The organism is Microbacterium sp. SY138, from assembly GCF_039729145.1.
In the GTDB taxonomy this organism is placed as follows: Bacteria; Actinomycetota; Actinomycetes; order Actinomycetales; family Microbacteriaceae; genus Microbacterium; species Microbacterium maritypicum_A.
Map to the genome: position 1 here is coordinate 112,055 of NZ_CP155793.1, position 23,117 is coordinate 135,171.

Genomic DNA, 23,117 nt, shown 5'->3' on the forward strand with positions numbered 1-23,117 from the left:
TACTCGTCCATCACCACTCTCGGCGCCCAAGGGGAAAGAATGTCTTACGATCTCGAGGTTTACGGTCGAACCGCTGTATCGAGCGAAGATGCTGCGCTAATCGTTGCTTCCGTCGACGGGCTGAGCCCTCGTCTCGACCCGATAACCGGTGGGTTGCTGTCGGCCGAGTATCAGAGCTCGGGTGAGTATTGCTTCACTTTCGAGGGCCCACTGAGGGTTGACGAGTCAGACCTTCCCGACGTTCGATTCGTCGCGCCGCTGCCCGACACCCTCTATCGGATCTCCGTGGAGGGAAGCCGACCGGAGAGCGTTTCGTATGCCGTGACGTTCGCTCAGGAACTCGCAAGACGATCTGATGGGCAGGCGATCGATCCACAGAATGAGGAGCCCCAGTCCCAGCCCCAGCGACGCGCCGCACGGTCGACGCAGAAGCTGCATCTTCACCTGAGTTGGTTCCGCCCCAATGACGGTGGAAAGGAGTTGGCATCCGACTACCTCGCCACGGCGAGAGAGGAGTTTCCTCCCGCCGTGCCGACGCGGTTCGGGACGCACGAGCCCCTGCAGGGCAGCCTTGCCGACAACGGAGTGAACGATGCCGAGTTCGGCCAGATGTACAGAGACAAGTGCCTGGCGAAAGAGCTCCTTTTCAAGGGAAAGAGCTTGCGCTGGGGGAGGATCACGGCGTGGTCTCAAAGTTTCTACCTGAGGTACCAACAGCTGTGGGTCACTTTCGATCTTGCCGCGCTCCAACGCATGGGAAGGACTGATGACGTCGAGCGATTCCTCGTCGCGGTCGCAGAAAGGACAGGTAGCTACTTCGCATTTGCAGAGGTCAATGCAACTCCACTCAAGACCGCCAGCTCACCGCACCACGTAGGCGCATGGAGTGGTCTCCCCGAACGTCCTCAATGGCTGACCTGGTACTCCGGCGGATACGAAGACATGGTTCTCCCACACCTCACGGCGGGTGTCACGACGAGGCATGCGCGCGGAATATCGCATCGATGGACGGACGAACCAAGCTCCGGTGAAGAGCTAGACGTCATCGTCGGGCGCGACACATGGCTGCCTAGCGACCTGCTTGCTCCCGCTGATCCGCAGAACCATCGCAAAGTGCTCGGCCCTGCCGCCACCATGCCCACGCAATTGAATGCGCTATGACCAGCGAGTCACCGAGGCTCTCGCCTCGTTCCCGAGCGACAAGGTCGCACCATCTTCGCCCGAACGTCGTACCGGCTCGCAGAGCCGGCTCCCAGGTCTCTTGAAAGGTATTGCATGTTCTCGTTGAAGTCTCGCCGTCGCGCGCGCATCGGCGCGGTCGGCATTTCCGCCGTGTTGGTGTCGGCGTTGCTCGTGTCGGTTCCTGTGTCGTCGGCGGTGGCGGATGATGCTCCGGGGTTCCTGGTGGAGTCGGGGGCGTATCCGGATGGGGCGTCGGTGGGGGCGGCGAATGGGATCGTTCTGAAGGACGGCAACGGCGGGTTGCGGGTGGTGACGTGTCCGGTCCCGGTTCCGGTCGCGGCCGGGCTGATCGAGGTGGAGTTCGAGAACGCGGGCAAGAAGGCGAAGGTGTGTTTCGAGACGGTGTTCCGTCCGGCGGTGTTGAATCTGGAGATCGCGGCGTCGTTCGGTGTGAAGGCCGGTAAGCAGCCGATGGATGTCACGTATTCGGTCGCGGGTGGTCCGGAGACGGCGATCCCGGTTCCGGCGGGTGGGCGTCGCACGGTCGACCAGAATCAGACGGGGCAGTCGACGGTCGTGGCGATCGAGGTTGATGCGGTGTCGACGGATGTGCCGGCGACGACGGCCACGCATCCGCGGACGGCTGTCACGAAGATCCGCACGGGTCTGGGCTCGTGCACGGGCACGTTGGTGGACCGGTCGTGGGTGCTGACGGCGGCGAGCTGTTTCGCGGCCGATCCGGCGACGTTGGTCGCGGGTGTTCCGGCCGCTCCGGCGCGGGTGCTGTTCGGTCCGGATGTCGCGAATGACAAGGTCGTGAGTGGTACCGGAGATCTGGGTGTGAAGGTCACGCACGTGGAGCCGGCGGGCAACGGTCAGGACGCGGTCCTGGCGAAGCTCGAGACCCTCGTCGACGACATCGTGCCGATGCCGATCGCGACATCGGCACCTGCTGCGGGTCAAGACGTGGCGTTCACAGGCTTCGGCCGCACGAACAACGTCTGGGTTCCCCTCGCCAGCCGCACGAACACCTACCCGGTCACGGCGGTCAACTCGGCCACGCTGACGGCCGCAGCGTCCGGCGCTTCGCTCTGCCTCGGCGATGGCGGCGCCCCCGGCGTCCGCAGCGTCGATGGAACCGACACGCTCGTCGCTGTCGCATCGCAGTCGACGCAGACCGGTTGCTACGGCTCCGGCCTCCCCGCAGGCACCGCTTCGACCATCGCGACACGCGGCGACATCATCGCCGGATGGGTGGCCGCCACGGTTCAGAAGGGGCTCGACACGACCCCGGTCGCCGCTGCGGATCAGACGCTCGCACAGCAGATCGTGGCCACTGGCCGCGTGAGCGGAACCGAGGCGCTTGCCCAGATCCAGGCGTATGCCGACGGCTTCAAGCGCGGCCACTTGATCGGCGGACAGATTCGCGACTGCACGATCGACCCCGTCATCCTCTCCGCACTGAAGAAGGTCGTCGTGGATCAGAACTTCACGATCACGATCTCGTCCCTCAACGAGTACTGCACCACGGCGACTCCGTCGGCCACGAGCTACCACGCGAAGAACAATGGCGGTCACGCCGTCGACATCAGCGTCGTGAACGGCGTCGCGGCGACCGGCAACACTGCGCAAGACCAGGCTCTGGCGACCGCCATGTTCACCGCGCTGCCGGCGCCGGCGGGCATCGGTCAGGTCGCGTGCCGCCCGGCGCTCACGGTTCCGAACGGCTGGGCGCAGACCGAAGAGGACTGCACGCACAACCACTTCGAGTACCACGGCGTGCCGCTCACACAGGCCAAGCCCTCGTTCGATCTGAACAGCGATGGCAAGGCCGACGTGATCGGCATCACCTCTTCTAATGTGCTCTACATCTACCACGGCAACGGCAGCGGTGGATGGACGACCCAGACTTCCGTCAGCGCAGGGTGGGCTTCGGCCAAGACCCTCATCCACGGCGACTACAACGGGGACGGCAAGGGCGACATGATGGTCGTCAACACCGACGGCACGCTCTGGTACTACCAGGGTGATGGTGCGCTGGGCTTCCCGACGAAGGCGCTGGCTGCCCGCGGATGGGATGCGAAGGGCCTGATCACGGGTGGCATCGACTTCAATGGAGACAAGAAGGCCGACCTCGTCGCCCGTGAGTCCGACGGCCACCTCTACGCCTACCCCGGCAACGGGAACGGAACCTTCGGCGCCAAGATGAAGATCGGCCATGACTGGGGTGGGATCTCTCGGGTCCTCGCCGGCGACTGGACCGGTGACGGCAAGGGCGACATCCTCGCCACGACGACGACCGGGGACCTTCGCATCTACCCTGGCAACAACGTGACGCTCACCGGTGGTCCGCAGGTCGGCAATGGCTGGAACAACATCACGGCCATCACCGGCGGCGTCGACTACGGCGCGGATGGCAAGGCCGACCTCTTCGGCCGGGTTGGTGACGGCGGTCTGTATCTGTATCCCGGGCTCGGCATCTCCGGGTTCGGCGCCTCAACCCGTGTCGGCAACGGGTGGACCTCGCTCCGGCTGTTCAGCTGAGCCCCGTCTCGCGCACTCACATTCCTTGAAAGGCATTGCATGTTTTCGTTGAATTCTCCCCGTCGGGGCCGCATCACGGCTGTGGGGGTGGCGGCGGCGTTGGTGTCGGCGTTGCTCGTGTCGGTCCCCGTGAGTTCTGCGGTGGCGGACGACGCTGCCGGGTATCTCGTGGAGTCCGGGGCGTATCCGGATGGGGCGTCGGTGGGTGCGGCCGCGGGCATCGTTCTGAAGGACGGCAACGGTGGTCTGCGTGTCGTCACGTGCGCGGCGGGGACCGGGCAGGTCGAGGTGGAGTATCAGAAGGCCGGCAAGAAGGCGAAGGTGTGCTTCGAGGCCGTGTTCCGTCCGGCGGTGCTGAATCTGGAGATCGCGGCATCGTTCGGGGTCAAGGCCGGCGCGCAGCCGATGGATGTCACGTACTCGGTCGCGGGTGGTCCGGAGACGGCGATCCCGGTTCCGGCGGGTGGGCGTCGCACGGTCGACCAGAATCAGACGGGGCAGTCGACGGTCGTGGCGATCGAGGTTGATGCGGTGTCGACGGATGTGCCGGCGACGACGGCCACGCATCCGCGGACGGCTGTCACGAAGATCCGCACGGGTCTGGGCTCGTGCACGGGCACGTTGGTGGACCGGTCGTGGGTGCTGACGGCGGCGAGCTGTTTCGCGGCCGATCCGGCGACGCTTGTCGCGGGTGTTCCGGCCGCTCCGGCGCGGGCGTTGTTCGGCCCGGATGTCGCGAACGACAAGATCGCGAGCGGCACCGGAGATCTGGGTGTGAAGGTCACGCACGTGGAGCCGGCGGGCAACGGTCAGGACGTGGTGCTGGCGAAGCTGGAGGCACCTGTCGATGACATCACCCCGATGCCGGTCGCGACGGCCGCTCCGGTCGCAGGCCAGGACATCGCGTTCACGGGCTTCGGCCGCACGAACAACGTCTGGGTCCCGCTCACCTCTCGGACGAACACCTACCCGGTCACGTCCCTCAACACGGCCACAGTGACCACCGCAGCCTCCGGTGCTTCGCTCTGTCTCGGTGACGGCGGCGCCCCCGGCGTCCGCGACATCAACGGCACGAAGACACTCGTCGCTGTCGCGTCGCAGGCATCACAGGCTGGCTGCTACGGCTCCGGCATCCCCGCCGGAACCGGGGCGGTCACGGCGACCCGCGGCGATGTCATCGCACCCTGGGTCACCGCGACGATCGAGAACGGCCGGAAGCTCGCCGGAATCAGCGCCGGTCAGGTGCTGGAGATCGAGAGCATCGCTCAGGCCGGTGCCTGCGTGACGACCAAGGACCGGAACACCGGTGTGGGCAACGTCGTCGTCGGCGTGGGCTGCACCGAGGTCTGGCAGCAGCGCCGTTGGGAGCTGGTGGAGGTCACCCCGACCGTCTTCGCCCTTCGCAACTATGTGAACCGCGACAAGTGCATCGCGGCCGATGCAGCGGGTACCGGCGTCGTGCAGGCCGTGTGCGCCACGACCGACAAGAAGCAGCAGTGGACCTTCCGGGAGCAGCGCGCCGGCGCCGTGAGCATCGTCAACGCCGCGTCGGGAAATGTCCTCTCCGCACCGTCGGCGACGACGCTCTCGCTGCGGGCGGACACCGGGGCGAACGCCGATCGGTGGAAGTACCGCAACGTCACCAAGATGCGCTACGACGTCGCGACCATCGGAAGCTACGTCTCGCTGCGGACCGCTGTCGGCGGGAAGTCCCTGGTCGCTGGCGCTGCTTCGGCGCAGGCGACGGTGAACGATGTCGTCGCGACCTCCCCGCTGGCCACCCGCGCGGCATCGACTTTCCGGGTCGTCGCGGGGCTGGCAGATGCCCAGTGCTACAGCTTCGAGTCGATCACGGTCCCTGGTCAGTACATCTACATGAACATGGGCGGCCTCGTCACCTTGACGCCGCCTGCGGTTCCGTACCGCGCGACGTGGTGCGCGGAGGATGCCGCGTTCGGTCAGGGCATCACATTCTCGACGGCGACGGACTCGTGGCGCGTGATGCGCAGCCACTCGAACGGCCTCGTCTACGGCGGAGCGTCCTGGTACGCCGGGATCCCGATCGCCGACGACTCGCAGAACTTCGTCCCCGACACCGCATGGACGATCGGCGAGGCCTGGGCTCCGCCGACGCTAGCCGCTGCGCAGGTGCTGGAGCTCGAGAGCGTCGCACAGGGCGGCAAGTGCTTGACGGCGAAGGAGCGCAGCGCTGTCGCTGGTGCCGTCATCGGTGCCGTCGGCTGCTCCGAGGTCTGGCAGGTGCGTCAGTGGGAGCTGATCGAGTCGGGTGCTGGAGCCTTCGCGCTGCGCAACACCGTCACGCGATCATTGTGTCTCGGCAGCGCTGACGCGGCCGGCAGCGCTGTCGTGCAGGCTTCGTGCGATCTGACCGATGCCAAGCAGCGGTGGTCGTTCACCACGCTTCCCTCCGGGGCGGTCTCGATCGTGAACGCCGGGTCCGGCAAGGCACTCGCCGCGCCGACAGCGAGCACGGTGGCGCTCGCTGCGCCCGTGGCCGCGTCGCCGCAGCAGCAGTGGCGCTATCGCAATGCGACCAAGATGCAGTACGACATCGCCCCGGTGGGCAGCCTCATCTCGCTCCGCACCGCCGAGACCGGGAAGTCCCTCTCCGCGACCGTGGGCGGCGCGCAGGCCACGATCCCGATGGTCACCGAGGCATCGACGTCGAATGCACGGAAGGACGCGACGTTCCGGGTGGTCCAAGGCCTCGCGAACCCGCAGTGCTACAGCTTCGAGTCGCTCTCGGCGCCGGGGCAGTACCTGTACATGAACATCGGGGGCAATGTCATCCTGAGTGCTCCCACCGTTCCGTACCGGGCGACGTGGTGCGCCGAGGACGCCGCGTTCGGGAAGGGACTCACCTTCAGCATCTCGGGCGACTCCTGGCGCGTGATGCGCAGCTACAAGAACGGCCTCGTCTACGGCGGAGCCTCGTGGTGGGCGGGCATTCCGAACGCGGATGACACGCAGAACTACATCCCCGATGTCGCATGGACGATCGGCGCGCCCTGGGCGACAGTGCCTTAACGGGAACACCTCGTCGAGCCCCCGCCGAGCCACCGACCTCATCACCTCTAGAAAGGCCCTCAATGCTCCCCTCGAAGTCTCGCCGCCGTGCGCGCATCGGCGCGGTCGGTATCGCGTCCGCGTTGGTGTCGGCGTTGCTCGTGTCGGTTCCTGTGTCGTCGGCGGTGGCGGATGATGCTCCGGGGTTCCTGGTGGAGTCGGGGGCGTATCCGGATGGGGCGTCGGTGGGGGCGGCGAATGGGATCGTTCTGAAGGACGGCAACGGCGGGTTGCGGGTGGTGACGTGTCCGGTCCCGGTTCCGGTCGCGGCCGGGCTGATCGAGGTGGAGTTCGAGAACGCGGGCAAGAAGGCGAAGGTGTGTTTCGAGACGGTGTTCCGTCCGGCGGTGTTGAATCTGGAGATCGCGGCGTCGTTCGGTGTGAAGGCCGGTAAGCAGCCGATGGATGTCACGTATTCGGTCGCGGGTGGTCCGGAGACGGCGATCCCGGTTCCGGCGGGTGGGCGTCGCACGGTCGACCAGAATCAGACGGGGCAGTCGACGGTCGTGGCGATCGAGGTTGATGCGGTGTCGACGGATGTGCCGGCGACGACGGCCACGCATCCGCGGACGGCTGTCACGAAGATCCGCACGGGTCTGGGCTCGTGCACGGGCACGTTGGTGGACCGGTCGTGGGTGCTGACGGCGGCGAGCTGTTTCGCGGCCGATCCGGCGACGCTTGTCGCGGGTGTTCCGGCCGCTCCGGCGCGGGCGTTGTTCGGCCCGGATGTCGCGAACGACAAGATCGCGAGCGGCACCGGAGATCTGGGTGTGAAGGTCACGCACGTGGAGCCGGCGGGCAACGGTCAGGACGTGGTGCTGGCGAAGCTGGAGGCACCTGTCGATGACATCACCCCGATGCCGGTCGCGACGGCCGCTCCGGTCGCAGGCCAGGACATCGCGTTCACGGGCTTCGGCCGCACGAACAACGTCTGGGTCCCGCTCACCTCTCGGACGAACACCTACCCGGTCACGTCCCTCAACACGGCCACAGTGACCACCGCAGCCTCCGGTGCTTCGCTCTGTCTCGGTGACGGCGGCGCCCCCGGCGTCCGCGACATCAACGGCACGAAGACACTCGTCGCTGTCGCGTCGCAGGCATCACAGGCTGGCTGCTACGGCTCCGGCATCCCCGCCGGAACCGGGGCGGTCACGGCGACCCGCGGCGATGTCATCGCACCCTGGGTCACCGCGACGATCGAGAACGGCCGGAAGCTCGCCGGAATCAGCGCCGGTCAGGTGCTGGAGATCGAGAGCATCGCTCAGGCGGGCGCGTGCATGTCGACCAAGAACGCAGCGTCGAACTCTTCAGCGGGACCTGTGGTGATTCCGTCGAGCTGCACGCTCATCGGCCAGATGCGTCGGTGGGAGCTCGTAGAGGTCACTCCGACCGTCTTCGCCCTGCGCAACTACGTCGACCGCGCGATGTGTGCCGCGAGTTCGGATGCCGCAGGCAGCGCCCTCGTGCAGGCCGCCTGCGCGCCCGCCGATCCGAAGCAGCAGTGGACGTTCCGCGAGCAGGCCGCCGGCACGGTGAGTGTCGTGAACATCGCGTCCGGCAAGGTTCTCGCAGCGCCCGCGACGACGGCCATCACGCTGAAGACGGATTCCGGCGCGAACGTCGATCGATGGAAGTACACGAACGTCGCGAAGATGCGTTACGACGCTGCCACCGTGGGAAGCTACGTATCGTTGCGCACGGCCGTCGGAGGCAAGTCCCTCACCGCGACCACCACCGCCCAGGCGAACGTCAAGGATGTCGTCGCGACGTCACCTCTCGCGTTGCGCCAGGAATCGACATTCCGGGTCGTGAAGGGTCTGATCGATCCGCAGTGCGTCAGCTTCGAGTCGATCGCCTCGCCGGGCAAGTTCCTGAACATCTCCACGACGGCAGACGGAAACATTGTGCTGGTCGCGCCTTCTCCCACCAGTACGCGCAACGCGACCTGGTGTGCGCAGGATGCGGCGCACGGAGTCGGCTTCTCGTTCCCCGCGGCTCGCGATTCCTGGCGGATGCTGCGTTCACACAAGAACGGTCTCGTCTACGGCGGCGCCAGCTTCAATGCGGGCGTGCCCAACGGCGATGATCAGGCCGGCTACGTTCCCGATACCGCGTGGGTCATCGGCGAGCCCTGGGCCGCGCCCACGTTCGCAGGAGGTCAGGTCTTCGAGATCGAGAGCATCGGCCAACCAGGCACATGCTTCTCGACGAAGAGCGCGGCGTCGAGTCCGAACGCCGGGGCTGTCCTGGCTCCCGTGGGCTGCACCCTGAACCCCCAGATGCGTCGTTGGGAACTGATCGAGGTCTCACCGACCGTCTTCGGCCTGCGCAATTACGCGCATCACCCCATGTGCGCCGCGAGTTCGGATGCTGCGGGCAGCGGGGTCGTGCAGGCTGCGTGTGCTACGACTGACACCCGTCAGCAGTGGACATTCGCCGACCAGCCCTCGGGCGGAGTGAGCATCGTCAACGTCGCCTCCGGCAAGGTGCTCACAGCGCCGACCTCGACGACTCTCACCTTGAGGGCCGCCACGGGCGCGAGCGTCGAACGATGGACGTACAAGAACGTCACCAAGATGCGTTCCGACGTCGCGACGATCGGCAGTTACGTTTCGCTGCGCACCGTCGTCGGTGGGAAGTCCTTGACGGCCGTGCCTGCCGCGGCGCAAGCATCCGTCGGCAACGTCACTGCCTCCTCACCGCTCGCTCAGCGTCAAGCAGCGACGTTCCGGGTAGTGCAGGGGCTGGTGGATCCACAGTGCTACAGCTTCGAGTCGGTCGCATCTCCCGGGAAGTACTTGAACATCTCCACGACGACGGATGGCTACATCGTCTTGGCCACGCCTTCTGCGACCAGCAGCCGTAACGCGACCTGGTGCGCAGAGGACGCGGAATTCGGCGTGGGACTCTCTTTCCCGGCCGCCCGTGATCCGTGGCGCAAGCTTCGCATGCACCAGAACGGTCTCGTCTATGGTGGTGCGACGTTCAGTGCGGGAGTGCCGAACGGCGACGACGCCGCCAACTACATCCCTGACACCGCATGGGTCTTCGGCGAGCCTTGGGTGACCGCACCGTAGGAGGCTCCTCGGACGGCGTGCCTCTGCTCTCTTCGTAGGCCCTGTCGCTCTCCGCGGGGGGAGTGACAGGGCCTGCGATCGGAGCGTGTGGAGCGCTTCCGGCAGGACGAGACAGACGAGTCGAAAGGCGGGATAGGTGTCATACGACCTCGAGGTGTACGGGAAGGTCTCGTTGACGGCGAGGGACCTGGCAAAAGTGGTTTCGTCACTGCGCGGGCTGAAGGCTAAGGTCGATCGGCGATCGCAGACGATCTCGTCGATCGTCGATAAGCGCACCCGCGAGATGGCGTTCGAGCTCGACGGCCCCGATCGTGTGGAGCCGGAGGATATCCCGGCGGAGTGGACCGAGGTCGCGGATGCGACGGTGCTCTACAGCATCCACGTGTCGTACGACGTCACGTCGGGAGCGGGGTTCTCGTTCAGCCTCGACGGGACGAAGCTGGCGACGGCGTCGGCCTTCGCCGCACGGTTGGCGGAGCGCGTCGACGGCACGGTGATCGACCCGCAGACCTACGAGCCGCAGCCGGAACCGCAGCCGGAACCGCAGCCGCAGCGCCCCCGCTTCCTGCATCTGCGCTGGTACCGACTGCTCGATGACACACACGATAAGGATCTCGCCGCGATTTACCTCCGCACGGCGCGCGAGTTCTTCAGACCAGGGGTGCCGTCGCGATTCGGCACGCACGAACCGTTTCAGGGGAGGTTTCCCCGCGACGACGATGCGACGTTTGACGCGATGTACCGCGCAAACTGCTACCTCGGCGATCTCATCCTCGCGGGCAAGCCGATCGAGCACGGGACCATCGACGGCTGGACGAACGACCTGGAGCGCCGAACTCAATCGATCCGACTGAAGTTCGAGCTCGATCGGCTCGAGAAGCTCAAAGCTCTTGACGCCATCGAGCCGTTCTTCGTCGCACTCGCCGAACGGACCGGGGCCTTCTTCGCGTTCGCCGAGGTCAATACGAATCGGTACGGAACCGCCCACCCGCTCATGGACGTCAAGCTCGAAGACCCGTGGAGCGGATTGCCGACTGCGCCGCAATGGATGACCTGGTTCGAGCCGGAATACGCCGAGATGGTCGCTCCGCATCTCGATCCCATCCGCACGAAGGCCAACGGCCAGGGGACTCTGCACCGCTGGACGGAGCACCCGGCCGAGGCGGAGGAGCTCCTTCGGTTGAGCGGCGATCCGTGGATCCCCGCCGGCTTCCGAGGGGTGCTCGATCCCGCAGGCGACGGGCGGTGCGCCGAGGCGGCCGCGGTCATGCCGGCGTCTCTGAGGTATCCCGCCCCCGAATCACCGCAAGCCCTGCGCATCGAGGCGCACTACGCGCGGGGGCGAGAGATCGAGGCCAACGCACGGAACCGAGCCGCCGAGGGGCGGCGATGACGCTCGAAGGGGGAGAGGTCGGCCCGACGTCGACCGCGAGGGGCTTCCTCTGGGCGACGGAAGGTCCGTGGGTGTACGTCGGACACGGCGAGCAGGGGCGCGAGAAGTGGATTCCATCGTCGTTCTACATAACGGCCGAGCTGGATGACGCGTGTGTGCGGACGCTCCGCGGGTGGAAGATGCGTTCTTACGAAGGACTGATGAACGAGTTCGGAGCTGCGCTCCAGTTCTTCGACGGATTCGGGGAGAACTGGTCGGCGCTGAGCGACTGCCTCCGATCTCTGGACGAGTGGCTGCCGGCCAAGGCCTACGTGCTCGTCGTCGAGCGCGCGGAAGAGGTTCTCGTCGACGATCCCCTTGATGTCGAAGCGTTCTTGCGCACGCTCCATTCGGCCGGAGAATCCTGGTCTGCAGCCGTGGACAGCCCCGAGATCTATGCGCGTCCGCCCATCCCGTTCCACGTGCTGCTGAACGTCAGCGATGCGCACCCGGAGGGCATCGACCGATTCGTCCGCACTGCCGCCGAGGCGCGAACCCACATCGCCTTGCGTGTGGGCCGTCGATGATGGGGCGAAACATGCAATCCCTGGTGCTTCCACCCGGGTGACTTCTGTGCCCGCGCCGGCGAAGAGTGGGGAATCGACCACCCTGCGTGCATCCAGACGGATATGCTCCTGTGCCATGACGGAGCACAAGAACCAGCGGCAGCATCAGCCCGAACTTCACGGAGGGGTGCTGAGCGGCGGTGGCAGCCCGGCGCTGTGGGGTGCGCTGATCGGACTCATCGTGTTCGTCTTCGTCGGTGTCCCGATCAGCGCGGCGGTGCGCTTCGCGACCCATCCGATGTCCCAGCAGCTGTTCGGAGGCCGACTGTCGGAGGCGACCGTCGGCGGCTATACGGCGTTCTGGTGGATCGTCGCGATCATGCTCCTCGCCCTTCCCTTCCTCGTGGGGTGGGGTGTCGCGAAACTCTCGGCGCGAACCCTCACGATCATCGGCGCGATCGCCGTCGCGTTCTTCGTGGTCATCCTGATCCTCGGCCAGCTGTACGTGTTCTGACCGCCCCCGACGCTCCCCCGAAAGGCGCACCGAAGCCCTCCCGATAGGATGGGACCGCCCGAAGAGGGCCAGCTCATCGGCCGGTGCAAACCCGGCGAAAGCCAGGGGGTTACCCATGCCAGGAATCGTTATCGTCGGCGTGCAGTGGGGCGACGAAGGAAAGGGCAAGGCCACCGATCTTCTCGGTGAGCGCACCGACTGGGTGGTGAAGTTCAACGGCGGCAACAACGCCGGGCACACCGTCGTCGTCGGCGATGAGAAGTACGCGCTGCACCTGCTGCCCTCCGGCATCCTGTCTCCGGGCGTGACGCCCGTGATCGGCAACGGCGTCGTGGTCGACCTCGAGGTGCTGTTCTTCGAGCTCGAGGCGCTCGCCGCCCGCGGCATCGATGTCTCGCGCCTCAAGGTCAGCGCCAACGCGCACATCATCACGCAGTACCACCGCACGCTCGACAAGGTCACCGAGCGCTTCCTCGGCAAGCGCATGATCGGCACGACCGGGCGCGGCATCGGCCCGGCGTACGCCGACAAGATCAATCGCGTGGGCATCCGTGTGCAGGACCTGTTCGACGAGAACATCCTGCGCCAGAAGGTCGAGGGCGCCCTCGACCAGAAGAACCATCTTCTGGTGAAGATCTTCAACCGCCGTGCGATCACCGCAGACGAGGTCGTCGAAGACCTGCTGTCGTACGCCGAGCGACTGCGGCCCATGGTGGCCGACACCGGCTACCTGATCGCCCAGGCCCTGGACCGCGGCGAGGTCGTCGTGTTCGAGGGCGGCCAGGCGACGATGCTCGACATCGACCACGGCACCTACCCGTTCGTGACCTCGTCTTCGGCGACGGCCGGAGGCGCGGCGACGGGTGCGGGCGTCGGGCCTGGTGCGCTCGACCGCATCGTCGGTATCGTCAAGGCCTACACGACTCGCGTCGGCTCGGGTCCGTTCCCGACCGAGCTCTTCGACGAGCAGGGCGAGTGGCTGCGCAAGCAGGGCTTCGAGTTCGGCACCACCACCGGCCGTCCGCGCCGGGTGGGCTGGTACGACGCTCCCATCACGCGCTACGCGACGCGCATCAACGGCATCACCGACCTGGTGCTCACCAAGCTCGACATCCTCACGGGTCTCGAGCAGATCCCGGTGTGCGTCGCCTACGACGTCGATGGCGAACGCTTCGACGAGGTGCCGGTCAACCAGACCGACTTCCACCACGCGAAGCCGATCCTGGAGTACTTCCCCGGCTGGAACGAGGACATCTCGGTCGCGCGCACCTTCGAGGACCTGCCGCAGAACGCGCAGGACTATGTGCTGGCGCTCGAGAAGATGAGCAACACGCGCATCTCGGTGATCGGCGTCGGCCCGGAGCGCGACCAGGTCATCGTCCGCCACGGTCTGCTCGACTGACCCGCGCCCGTGACGCGCTTCTGGCTGGGCGGCTACGGTGCCGCGATGGACGGCTCGGCCGACGGCATCGGCCTGCTCGCGGGGGATGAGGGCCGCGAGGCCTCGACTCTCGCCTACCGCGGTGCCGTGGTCGAGACGCCGTCGCCGTCGTGGCTGGCGCAGCATCCGACCCTCGATGTCGTCTACGCGGCACTCGAGGGCGACTCCGCGGTGCAGTCCTTCTCACGCGCAGGGGAGGCCGCCCTTGCGCCGCTGGGTGCGCCCGCGCCGGTCGGCCAGTACGTCTGCCACGTCGCGGTGGCGCCGAACGGTTCGGCCCTGATCGCCAGCTGCTACGGCGACGGTCGCGTGGTGCGGTTCGACCTGGATGCGGAAGGCCGTATCGTGCCTCCGAAGCCGGATGCCGCGGCGGCGCTCCGCGCAGCACTGTTCGGTGACGCCGACCCGGATGCTGCCGCTGCGACTCCGCCCGGCGACGGCGTCGCCGCGATCGACCCGTACGGGGTGGGCGGCGACCGCGTCTCCCACGCGCACGCTGCCGTCTTCCTGCCCGACGGACGCGTCGCCACGACCGACCTCGGCTTCGACCTCGTGCGGTTCTGGCGGCAGAGCGGCAGTGGGCTCGTGCTCGACCACGAGGTCGTGCTCCCGCTCGGCACCGGACCGCGGCACATGGTCCTGCACCCCAGCGGACACCTCCATGTGGTCACCGAGTACTCCTGTGAGGTCTTCACCCTCGCGCGCGCGGCAGACGGCACCTGGAGTGTCGTGTCGGTGACCCTGACGAGCCCGATCGCCGAGGTGGGGACGGACTTCCCGGCAGAACTCGCACGTACGCGCGACGGACAGTTCCTCTACACGGCTCTGCGCGGCAGCAACACCATCGCCGCGCTGCGGGTGCGGGGTGGCGGCGAGTCTCTGGAATCCGTGGCGCTCGCCGATTCCGGTGTCGACTGGCCGCGGCATCATCTGGTCCACGAGGGCAAGATGCTCGTCGCGGGGCAGCGCTCCGACACGATCACGCTGATCGACCTCGACGAGCGCACGGGCGCGCCCCTCGGTATCCGTCACGAGGCGCAGGTTCCGACCCCGACGCACTTCCTGCCGGTGCGCTGACCTCGGCGTGATTCATTCGCTCGCGGTGAGCAGCAGCGCCGCGTTGTGGCCGCCGAAGCCGAACGAGGTCGACAGCACGGTGCGGACCGGATGCGGTCGTTCCCTGTCGCGTACGAAGTCCCAGTCGTCGGCACACGGATGCGACAGATTCATCGTCGGGGGCAGCACCTGATCGCGGAGCGTCATCGCGATGATGACGGCCTCGACGACGCCGGCCGCACCGAGCAGATGTCCGGTCGTCGACTTGGTCGCGGTGAGGGGAACGGACGATGCTCTCCGGCCGAGCGCCTGCGTGAGCGCGACCAGCTCGGCCTCATCGCCCAGGACGGTGCCCGTGCCGTGCGTGTTCACGTGGTCGATCTCGGCGGCGTCGACATCGGCGTCCGCGAGGCAGGCGTTGATCGCCCTCGTCGCCCCCGCGGCGGCAGGGTCGGGCGCGGTGGCGTGATGTGCGTCGCTGGTCGCGCCGAATCCGGCGATCGTCGCGAGGGGCCGAATGCCGCGCTCCCGTGCGGCATCGGCGGATTCCACCAGTACGGCGGCCGCGCCCTGAGCCATGACGAAGCCCGTGCGGGCGCGGTCGAAGGGGCGTGAGGCCGACGAGGGGTCGTCGCCGAAGCCCGTCGCGACCGAGCGGAGGTTCGCGTGCGCGGCGAGGTGCAGCGGGTTGAGGCAATCCTCCATCCCGACGACCAGCACGGTGTCGGCGTAGCCGTGGCGGATCCGTCGAAGGGCTTCCCCGATCGCGACCGCTCCACTCGCGCAGGCCGCGGCGACCGCGTGGGTCTGACCGAGGAATGCGTACCGTCTGCTGAGCACGCCGGCGATCGCATCCGCCGTTCCGTAGGCGGTGAGCCCTGGCGGCACCCGGCGAGGTCCGTGCTCGCGCAGTGCATTCGCCGCGTGGACTGTCGCCGCCACGGGCCCGGATCCTGTGGCGACGATCACCTGCGCGACATCCGTCTGCCACGGCTGCCCCTGGACGCCCGCGTCGGCGAGTGCTTCATCGGCGGCGGTGATCGCCCACAGCTGCATCGGGGTGAGGTGCCGGGCGAGCGATGCCGCCAGATCGACCGGGGTGGTGAAGCCGTGCACCACTCCGCCGACCTGCACAGGGCCTGAGCCGGAGATCTCCGGAGGGAGGCGGGTGATGCCGCTTCGTCCCGCGCGCACAGACGCCCATGACGCCGATACCGTCAGTCCGCTCGGTGTGACCGCGCCGACACCGGTGATGACCACGGATCGCCTGCCGTTCATGTTCGCTCCTTCCCGAGCGCCACGAGATCCGCGACGGCGGCGCGACGGATCTTCCCACCGACGGTCCGCGGAAACTCCGGCAGTGCGTACCAGCGGCGCGGAACGGATGCCGGGGCGAGATGCTGTTTCGCCCACCGACGCAGCTCCGCGGCGGGTGGGGCGACGCCTTCGGTGACCAGCGCGATACGCGTGCCGAGACGCTCGTCGCTCTCGGTGATCGCGCAACAGGTGCTGAGGCCCGGCATCCCTTCGAACGCGCGGTCGACCTCGTCGAGCGCGACGGTGTGTCCGCCCGTGGTGACGACGTCGCCTCTTCGGCCGACGAACGTGAAGTCCCGGCCGAGCAGTCGCCCTTGATCGTGCACGCTCGCCCAGCCGTCAGCGTCCGTCAACGATGTCGTGCTCGTCTTCGGCAGGTAGTCGGTCGAGCAGGAGGGCGAGCGCACCCAGAGACTGCCGAGCTCGCCGGGAGCCAGGTCGTCGCCGTCATCGCCACGGACGCGGGCCTCGACCTGCGGGTAGAGCCGGATGGCTTCGTCGCCGGCGCGATCGTCGCCGATGAAGCCGAGTTCGCCGGTGCCGAAGTAGCCGATGCTCCGGGCATGGGGGAGCGCCTCGGCGACGTCGGCTCGCGTCGATGCGGAGAGCGCCGCCCCTCCCGTGACGATGAGCTCGATGCCGTCGTACCGTCCCGGATGGCGGAGGGCTGCGTCGACGAGTGTCGTCACCGCCGCGGGGATCGTGACGAGGCGCGTGATGCGCTCGTCGTGCACGCGGGAGGTGAGCCACAGCTCGTCCAGGCCGTCGGCGACGTGCAGCTGACCACCCGTGGCGAGTACCTCGAACAGTGTGTACAGGGTCAGGCTGTACGACATCGGGCCGGGCGCGAAAGTCGCGACGCCATCGTGCGCGCCCAAGTGCTCGCGGGACACCTCGATGTTCGCCGCGTACTGCGCTCGCGTCTTGAGGAACGCCTTCGGCGCGCCCGTCGTACCGGATGACGTCAGCAGCAGGAACGGGGTGTCGTCGGCGGGAACCTCCGGCTCCGCGGCATTCGGGGTGGTGGGGGCGAGGTCGGCGAGTCGGAGGACCGGTCCGCGCCATCCGCTCGCTCGAAGTGCCGTTTTGAGCGCAGGAGCATCCGTGATGAGGGCCGTCGCTCCGGTGGCGGCGATCAGTCGCATCTGTAGAGCGGTCGGCCATCGTTCATCGATGACGGTGAGAATGCGCGGGCCGGCCTCTACCGCGACGGAGATGCGTGCGATGTCGACGGCGGTGGACAAGCAGATGGCGACGATCGGTGGCAGGGCCGAGGGGAGATGCGGATGATCCGTGGTCGCGGCCATCATGAGCTGGCTCTCGAGAGTCGCTGAGATTCGACGGGACTCGGCGTGGAGTTCGCCGTACGTCAGGTGGGCATCGCGGCCGACGATCGCCCAGCGGTCGGGGTCGTCGGCCGCGATACGGTGCAGCGTCGGGGTGAGAGACGTGACGACTCCTGGGGTGGGTTTGCGCGGAAAGGGTGGTGTCCCTATTCTAATGAACACCGTTCAGGTGAACGGTGTTCAGGAGGATTCATGACCACGTCCCGCGCCACCGACACGAGCGCCTCGCTCGGCCGCATCGCGGTCTTCGCCGCACTGATCGTCGTGCTCGGCACGGTGATCGTGCCCCTTCCGAGCGGTGTGCCGATCACGGCGCAGACCCTGGGGGTCATGCTCGCCGGACTCGTGCTGGGGCCGCGTCTCGCGCCACTCGCCGTGGTCCTGGTGCTCGCGCTCGCCGCGGTCGGACTTCCGGTTCTCGCGGGTGGTCGTGGCGGCCTCGGCGTGTTCGTCGGACCGAGTGCCGGGTACCTCGTCGGCTGGATCGCCGGAGTCGTGGTGATCGGGCTCCTCATGCGCACGGGACGCTTCACGTGGTGGCGTTCCGCGACTGCCGCGTTCGTCGGCGGGGTGCTCGTCGTCTACGCATTCGGCATCCCTGTGCAGGCGCTCGTGACCGGCGTGCCGCTCGGACCCACCGCGCTGTCGAGTCTCGCCTTCCTGCCGGGAGACCTGATCAAGGTGGTGGCCGCGACGCTGGTTGCGGTCGCGCTCCGGCGGGCCTACCCGCGTGCGTTCACCGACGGCCGGCGGGTGCGGACGGTTTCTGCGGTCTAGGAATCCGCGCAAGCTCGAGTGACGAACGGTGGATACGCCACCGTCACGAGCGGGGTGTCGGTCGCGGGTTCGCCGAATGACTCGACCATCACGACGGTCACCGACCTGCTCGGACGCACCGTGAGTTACACGGATGTGTGGGGCACGGTGACTACGCCCACATACGACCCGGCTTCCGGGCGTGTGATGCAGATCTCGACGACTCCGGCCGGTGGTGCAGCGTCGGTGACGGCGTACACGTATGACGCCGACGGCAAGGTGAAGACGGTTACCGTCGACGGGCAGCAGCTCGCGTCGGTGACGTATGACGCGTTGCAGCGGCTGCAGCAGATCACGTATCCGGACGGTTCGGCGCTGAACAGTGTGGGTCGGGATGTGGCGGAGCGCGTGATCGGTCAGGAGTGGCTGGTCGGCGGGCAGGTCGTGTCGGATGCTGTGGTGCGGTCGCAGTCGGGGCGTGTGGTGAAGCAGCAGTCGTCGATGGGGTCGACGTCGTATTCGTCGACGTACGGGTATGACACGGCTGGGCGTTTGGTGTCGGCGACCATTCCGGGGCATGAGTTCACGTATGGGTTCGGGTCGTCGGGTGGGTGTGGTCCGAATGCGGCGGCGGGGATGTCGGGGAACCGGACGGGTCTGACGGATGTGTGGACGGCGCCGGGCCAGGCGGCCGTGACCACGACGACGACGTCCTGTTACGACTGGGCGGATCGGTTGTTGTCGTCGTCGGTGACGGGGGCGGTCCCGGGTGCGACGACGGTGATGGATGGTCTGGCGGCGTCGGAGATTGTGTACGACGTGCGGGGGAACACGGTTCGTCTGGGCGATATGCAGTTCTCCTACGACGCGGCCAACCGGCACATCGGGACGACGTATGACGATGGCACGACGGTGCGGATTATGCGCGACGCGTCCGGACGCATCGCCACACGCACCATTGACCCGACTGGTGATGCCCCCGCGGTGACGACGAGCTACTTGTTTGCGGCGGGTGGTGATGCGGCGTGGGGTCAGAAGTCCGGTGCGGAGTTGACCCGGAGTGTCGGGTTGCCGGGCGGGGTGTCGTGGACGAACCAGGCCGGGGTGGTGACGTGGTCGTTCCCCGGGTTGGGTGGACACGGTCTCGTGACCCGCACCGGGGTGACGACGAGTGCGTTGTTGTTGTGGGATCCGTTTGGTCAGCCGGTGGACCCGGTGACGTTCGCGATCGGCACCACTGCGTCGGATGACTCCGGGCAGGTGGCGGGGAACACGCTGTGGCATCAGGGGGCGTTGAAGCCCGCGGAATCGGCAGGGTCGGCTCTGGTGGTGGAGATGGGCGTGCGGTTGTATGTCCCCGCCCTCGGGAGGTTCCTGCAAGTCGACCCCATCGAAGGCGGTGGAGCGAACGACTACTCCTGGCCTACGGATCCCATCAACGGACACGACCTCACCGGCAAGAAATGGTCCATCGCTCCACTAGTCGACGGTGGCTCGACAGCCGCGAAACGGTCAGGGACCAAGCCTCTAACGTGGCTAGGAGGAGGCGGATTGCCGTTTAGTAAGTCACGCCCCAAGGCAAGTGGCACGCCCACGCTCATCTCGCAGCTCGCCGCGCTGCCCGCCGCACCGTCACAGCCAACCCGCACCGGGCCCAAGCAGCAACCTCTCTGGCAATGGATGCCCGAAAACGGTGGAACTGCAGACCTCACTGTCTCAGCCTGCGCCGGTGCCTGTCTCAACCTCTCAATTGGTCACGACGGTACGGGCCGAGTCGGACTTGGTTTCGGCCTGAAGGCGGGAGTATCGGTCTCAGCGGGAGCATCGACTGAGTCTGAAGGGGGGCTCTATTTGGGAGGAAGCTGCACTGCGGTCATGGGACCGGTGGGTGGCTACATCTCAGGCGGAATCCAAGAGAACGGGCCACTAGGATATGGGGGTGGCGGCGTCTCGGTGGGCGCAGCTCTCGGATGCAGCGCAGACGTCGGATGGGGATGGTGAACTTGAACTTCGTTCATGCTGGCACGATTCTCCCGAATTTGATCTTTGGGTTGATGGCCGTCGTTTTAGGGATGCTTACCATTCGCTATCGTCGGCGGCTCAACGACGCGGTCTACAAGAACCAAAAAGCGATGTTCGGTCAGCGTGCCGCTCAGGCCTCGGCGGGCCGCCAGACGCCGTTTATGATGGGGGTCGTCGGCGCCGGAATCATACTCGTGGGTCTCGTCATGCTAGCTTTTGCGATGACGGGTATTGTTCAAAACTTTCTTTGATGGATTTCTTTCGCGTCATCGATGGCTGAGTATGTGAAGACCGTGGCGGCGGGATCCGTCAGCGAGTTCCTGCGGGCGGCGGAGGGGATGTTCACTAAGGTTCGCCAGCGAATTGAGAGCGTCCACCCCGAACTACTCAGGAACCCCCACTATCGGGAACTGCTCGGTTCGTACGGGCGACCGTTGCCGTGAACGTAGCTCGGCGTAGATCCCGGAGCGATCCCCCAGCAGATCCGTCGACGTCACCTCAGCGGAACCGGTGACGTTCGACCGGGGTAGCCTGCAACGCTCAGATTGGAGTGAGTGAGGCATCGGGTTGGTGGCGCCTGCGGGCTACTGCTGCTGTGCACGGTGGATCACGCCGTGTGTGATTCCACGGATGATGATGAAGGCCATCAAGGCGGCGGCGATGAGGAAGGCCTCGCCCAGAATGCTGGACCACATCGTGGCGCGGGCGGGGCCTCCGCCGCCGATCCAAACAACGAACCACACTCTATGACCTGCCCCAGGCGTTCCCCGCCACGCCGCCGGGAACAACTCACCCGTGACTCGGCGTTGCTCATGAGCGAGACTGGGCCACGTAACCGGCTCACGGAGAGGTGCGACGCATGAACGCTGCGGAGAAGACCGACGAGTATGACCTGATCGTGTTGGGCGGTGGTCCGGTGGGCGAGAACGTCGCCGACCGAGCCGTGCAGGGCGGACTCACCGCGATCATCGTGGAGAGCGAGCTCGTCGGAGGCGAGTGCTCCTACTGGGCGTGCATGCCGTCGAAGGCGCTGCTGCGTTCGGCGCAGGCGCTCAGGGCAGCTCAGCACGTGGGTGGGTCTTCGCAGGCGGTGACCGGAAAGCTCGATGTGCGCGCCGTGTTCGACCGCCGCGACTCGTTCACCAGCAACTGGTCGGACGACGGTCAGGTCAAGTGGCTCGAGTCGGCCGGCATCGACCTGGCCCGCGGCCACGGCCGCATCACGGGCGAACGCGAGGTGACCGTGACCGATGCCGACGGCGCCGAGCGCGTGCTCACGGCCCGGCACGCTGTCGCGATCAGCACCGGATCGGATGCCGTCATCCCGCCCATCGACGGACTCCGCGGGGCCACCCCGTGGACCAGCCGCGAGGCGACGAGCGCAGAAGAGCTGCCCGAGAGCCTGGCCGTCATCGGCGGAGGCGTCGTGGCCGTCGAGATGGCGACTGCCTATGCCGCACTCGGCTCGAAGGTCACCGTGATCGCCCGCAGCGGCCTGCTCGGCGGGATGGAGCCCTTCGCGGGCGAGCGCGTCGCCGCAGGCCTCAAGGAACTCGGCGTCGACGTGCGCACCGGCACGGGCACCACATCCGTGCGCCGCGGCGCGGACGGCGTGACCATCACCCTCGACGGCGGCGAGGAGATCACCGCGACCGAGGTGCTGGCCGCGACGGGTCGCTCGCCCCGAAGCGGTGACATCGGCCTCGACGTCGTGGGCCTGGAACCCGGTCGCTGGATCGACGTCGACGACACGCTCCGCGTCCCCGGATCCGACTGGCTCTATGCGGTCGGCGACGTCAACGGTCGCGTGCTCCTCACCCATCAGGGCAAGTACCAGGCGCGCGCCGCCGGCGATGTGATCGTCGCCCGTGCCCAGGGCGAAGATGTGGACGACGCCCCGTGGGGTCGTCACGTCGCGACCGCCGACCAGGCCGCCGTTCCGCAGGTCACGTTCTCGATTCCCGAAGTCGGGTCCGTCGGGCTCACCGAGGCCCAGGCGACGAAGGCCGGCATCGCGGTGAAGGCCGTCGACTACGACCTGGGCTGGGTCGCCGGCGCGAGCCTCTACGAAGACGGCTTCGAAGGCCAGGCGCGACTCGTGGTCGACACCGACCGCGACATCGTGATCGGTGCGACGTTCGTCGGGCCCGAGGTGGCGGAACTGGTGCACGCGGCGACCGTGGCGGTCGTCGGAGAGGTGCCGATCGCCCGCCTCTGGCATGCGGTGCCGTCGTATCCCACGATCAGCGAGATCTGGCTGCGACTGCTGGAGGGGTACGGTCGCGACTCCGCCTGACCCGCGGAGGGAATCGATCCCGACATCGGGCCTGACCCGAATCCAGGGCAATCCGTTCTTCCGATCGCATCGAACAGGATCCGGATTGTTTCTCATATTGACGGCCGCGGCGCAACCCTCACCCCCGATGTCCGCACCGTCTTATACGCTCATACCCACATCCGAGGAGGCAGGACCATGAAGGCTGTACTCGCAGGAACCGTCATCGCCGAAGCTGACGAGAGCGATCTCGCCCGCATCGAGGGGAACTGGTACTTCCCGCCGGCGTCCATCACGCCCGGAGTTCTCGTCGAGAGCCCCACGCCCTACACCTGTCCGTGGAAGGGTGAGGCTCAGTACTACTCGGTGCAGATCGACGGCGAGCTCCACACCGACTACGCGTGGTCGTATCCGAACCCCTACCCCTCCGCCTTCGATCGGGTGGGCAAGGACTTCTCCGGGTTCGTCGCCTTCGATCCGCGCGTCGAGGTCGGCCCGTAGCCATCAGAAGAGCCCCGTAGCCATCTGAAGAGCAATACTCGTCCGCTCGCACATCGATCGA

The 23,117-nt window shown here is 67.1% G+C and carries 17 protein-coding genes; 14 read left to right on the top strand and 3 right to left on the bottom strand.

Features of this window, described 5'->3' with window-relative positions; translation table 11 throughout:
- Positions 1–39: 39 nt before the first annotated feature.
- The 9 genes from ABDC25_RS00555 to ABDC25_RS00595 all read left to right on the top strand — a co-directional run bounded on the left by ABDC25_RS00555 (position 40) and on the right by ABDC25_RS00595 (position 14,860).
- Positions 40–1,161 (top strand): hypothetical protein, encoded by a 1,122-nt coding sequence (locus ABDC25_RS00555; protein ID WP_021200109.1) that lies wholly within the window; start codon positions 40–42, stop codon positions 1,159–1,161.
- A gap of 114 nt (positions 1,162–1,275) precedes the next feature.
- Positions 1,276–3,726, top strand: a complete 2,451-nt coding sequence (locus tag ABDC25_RS00560; RefSeq protein ID WP_347124268.1) for an FG-GAP-like repeat-containing protein — start codon at positions 1,276–1,278, stop codon at positions 3,724–3,726.
- Between the two features lie 39 nt (positions 3,727–3,765).
- On the top strand, positions 3,766–6,774 hold the full coding sequence (locus ABDC25_RS00565) for an AbfB domain-containing protein (RefSeq protein ID WP_347124270.1): 3,009 nt from the start codon (positions 3,766–3,768) through the stop codon (positions 6,772–6,774).
- Positions 6,775–6,836: 62 nt separating this feature from the next.
- Positions 6,837–9,890 carry an AbfB domain-containing protein gene (locus ABDC25_RS00570; RefSeq protein WP_347124272.1) on the top strand — a complete coding sequence of 1,018 codons (3,054 nt, stop codon included), beginning with the start codon at positions 6,837–6,839 and terminating at the stop codon, positions 9,888–9,890.
- A gap of 196 nt (positions 9,891–10,086) precedes the next feature.
- A complete protein-coding gene (locus ABDC25_RS00575) occupies positions 10,087–11,283 on the top strand; it encodes a hypothetical protein (RefSeq protein ID WP_347124274.1) in 1,197 nt (398 codons plus the stop codon).
- Positions 11,280–11,849, top strand: coding sequence for a barstar family protein (locus ABDC25_RS00580; RefSeq protein WP_347124276.1), 570 nt, complete (start codon positions 11,280–11,282; stop codon positions 11,847–11,849). Before ABDC25_RS00575 ends, ABDC25_RS00580 begins: the two co-directional genes overlap by 4 nt.
- Positions 11,850–11,964: 115 nt before the next feature.
- Positions 11,965–12,342 (top strand): hypothetical protein, encoded by a 378-nt coding sequence (locus ABDC25_RS00585; RefSeq protein ID WP_021200112.1) that lies wholly within the window; start codon positions 11,965–11,967, stop codon positions 12,340–12,342.
- Between the two features lie 115 nt (positions 12,343–12,457).
- Positions 12,458–13,744 (top strand): adenylosuccinate synthase, encoded by a 1,287-nt coding sequence (locus ABDC25_RS00590; RefSeq protein ID WP_029260850.1) that lies wholly within the window; start codon positions 12,458–12,460, stop codon positions 13,742–13,744.
- 9 nt (positions 13,745–13,753) lie between these two features.
- The gene (locus tag ABDC25_RS00595; RefSeq protein ID WP_347124279.1) at positions 13,754–14,860 is read left to right on the top strand and encodes a beta-propeller fold lactonase family protein; all 1,107 of its coding nucleotides are present in this window, start codon (positions 13,754–13,756) and stop codon (positions 14,858–14,860) included.
- A gap of 12 nt (positions 14,861–14,872) precedes the next feature.
- Here the strand turns inward: ABDC25_RS00595 and ABDC25_RS00600 are convergent, their stop codons facing one another.
- Both ABDC25_RS00600 and ABDC25_RS00605 read right to left on the bottom strand, forming a co-directional pair.
- The gene (locus tag ABDC25_RS00600) at positions 14,873–16,117 is read right to left on the bottom strand and encodes a beta-ketoacyl-[acyl-carrier-protein] synthase family protein (RefSeq protein WP_347124281.1); all 1,245 of its coding nucleotides are present in this window, start codon (positions 16,115–16,117) and stop codon (positions 14,873–14,875) included.
- Complete coding sequence (locus tag ABDC25_RS00605; protein WP_347124283.1) at positions 16,114–17,664, bottom strand: long-chain fatty acid--CoA ligase; 1,551 nt, start codon at positions 17,662–17,664, stop codon at positions 16,114–16,116. Before ABDC25_RS00605 ends, ABDC25_RS00600 begins: the two co-directional genes overlap by 4 nt.
- Positions 17,665–17,694: 30 nt before the next feature.
- On the opposite strand from ABDC25_RS00605, the gene ABDC25_RS00610 reads away from it, so the two are divergent.
- From ABDC25_RS00610 to ABDC25_RS00620, 3 genes are all read left to right on the top strand, one after another.
- A complete protein-coding gene (locus ABDC25_RS00610) occupies positions 17,695–18,279 on the top strand; it encodes a biotin transporter BioY (protein ID WP_347124285.1) in 585 nt (194 codons plus the stop codon).
- A gap of 186 nt (positions 18,280–18,465) precedes the next feature.
- Positions 18,466–20,259, top strand: a complete 1,794-nt coding sequence (locus tag ABDC25_RS00615) for an RHS repeat-associated core domain-containing protein (RefSeq protein WP_347124287.1) — start codon at positions 18,466–18,468, stop codon at positions 20,257–20,259.
- Positions 20,253–20,531: a hypothetical protein gene (locus ABDC25_RS00620; RefSeq protein WP_152525899.1), complete on the top strand. Its 279-nt coding sequence runs from the start codon at positions 20,253–20,255 to the stop codon at positions 20,529–20,531. Before ABDC25_RS00615 ends, ABDC25_RS00620 begins: the two co-directional genes overlap by 7 nt.
- 333 nt (positions 20,532–20,864) lie before the next feature.
- On the opposite strand, the gene ABDC25_RS00625 is transcribed toward ABDC25_RS00620, so the two are convergent.
- Positions 20,865–21,023: a hypothetical protein gene (locus tag ABDC25_RS00625; protein WP_167256419.1), complete on the bottom strand. Its 159-nt coding sequence runs from the start codon at positions 21,021–21,023 to the stop codon at positions 20,865–20,867.
- Positions 21,024–21,139: 116 nt separating this feature from the next.
- On the opposite strand from ABDC25_RS00625, the gene ABDC25_RS00630 reads away from it, so the two are divergent.
- Both ABDC25_RS00630 and ABDC25_RS00635 read left to right on the top strand, forming a co-directional pair.
- Positions 21,140–22,576 carry an NAD(P)/FAD-dependent oxidoreductase gene (locus ABDC25_RS00630; protein WP_347124290.1) on the top strand — a complete coding sequence of 479 codons (1,437 nt, stop codon included), beginning with the start codon at positions 21,140–21,142 and terminating at the stop codon, positions 22,574–22,576.
- A 177-nt stretch (positions 22,577–22,753) separates the two neighbouring features.
- Positions 22,754–23,056 (top strand): DUF427 domain-containing protein, encoded by a 303-nt coding sequence (locus tag ABDC25_RS00635; protein ID WP_347124292.1) that lies wholly within the window; start codon positions 22,754–22,756, stop codon positions 23,054–23,056.
- Positions 23,057–23,117: the final 61 nt, after the last annotated feature.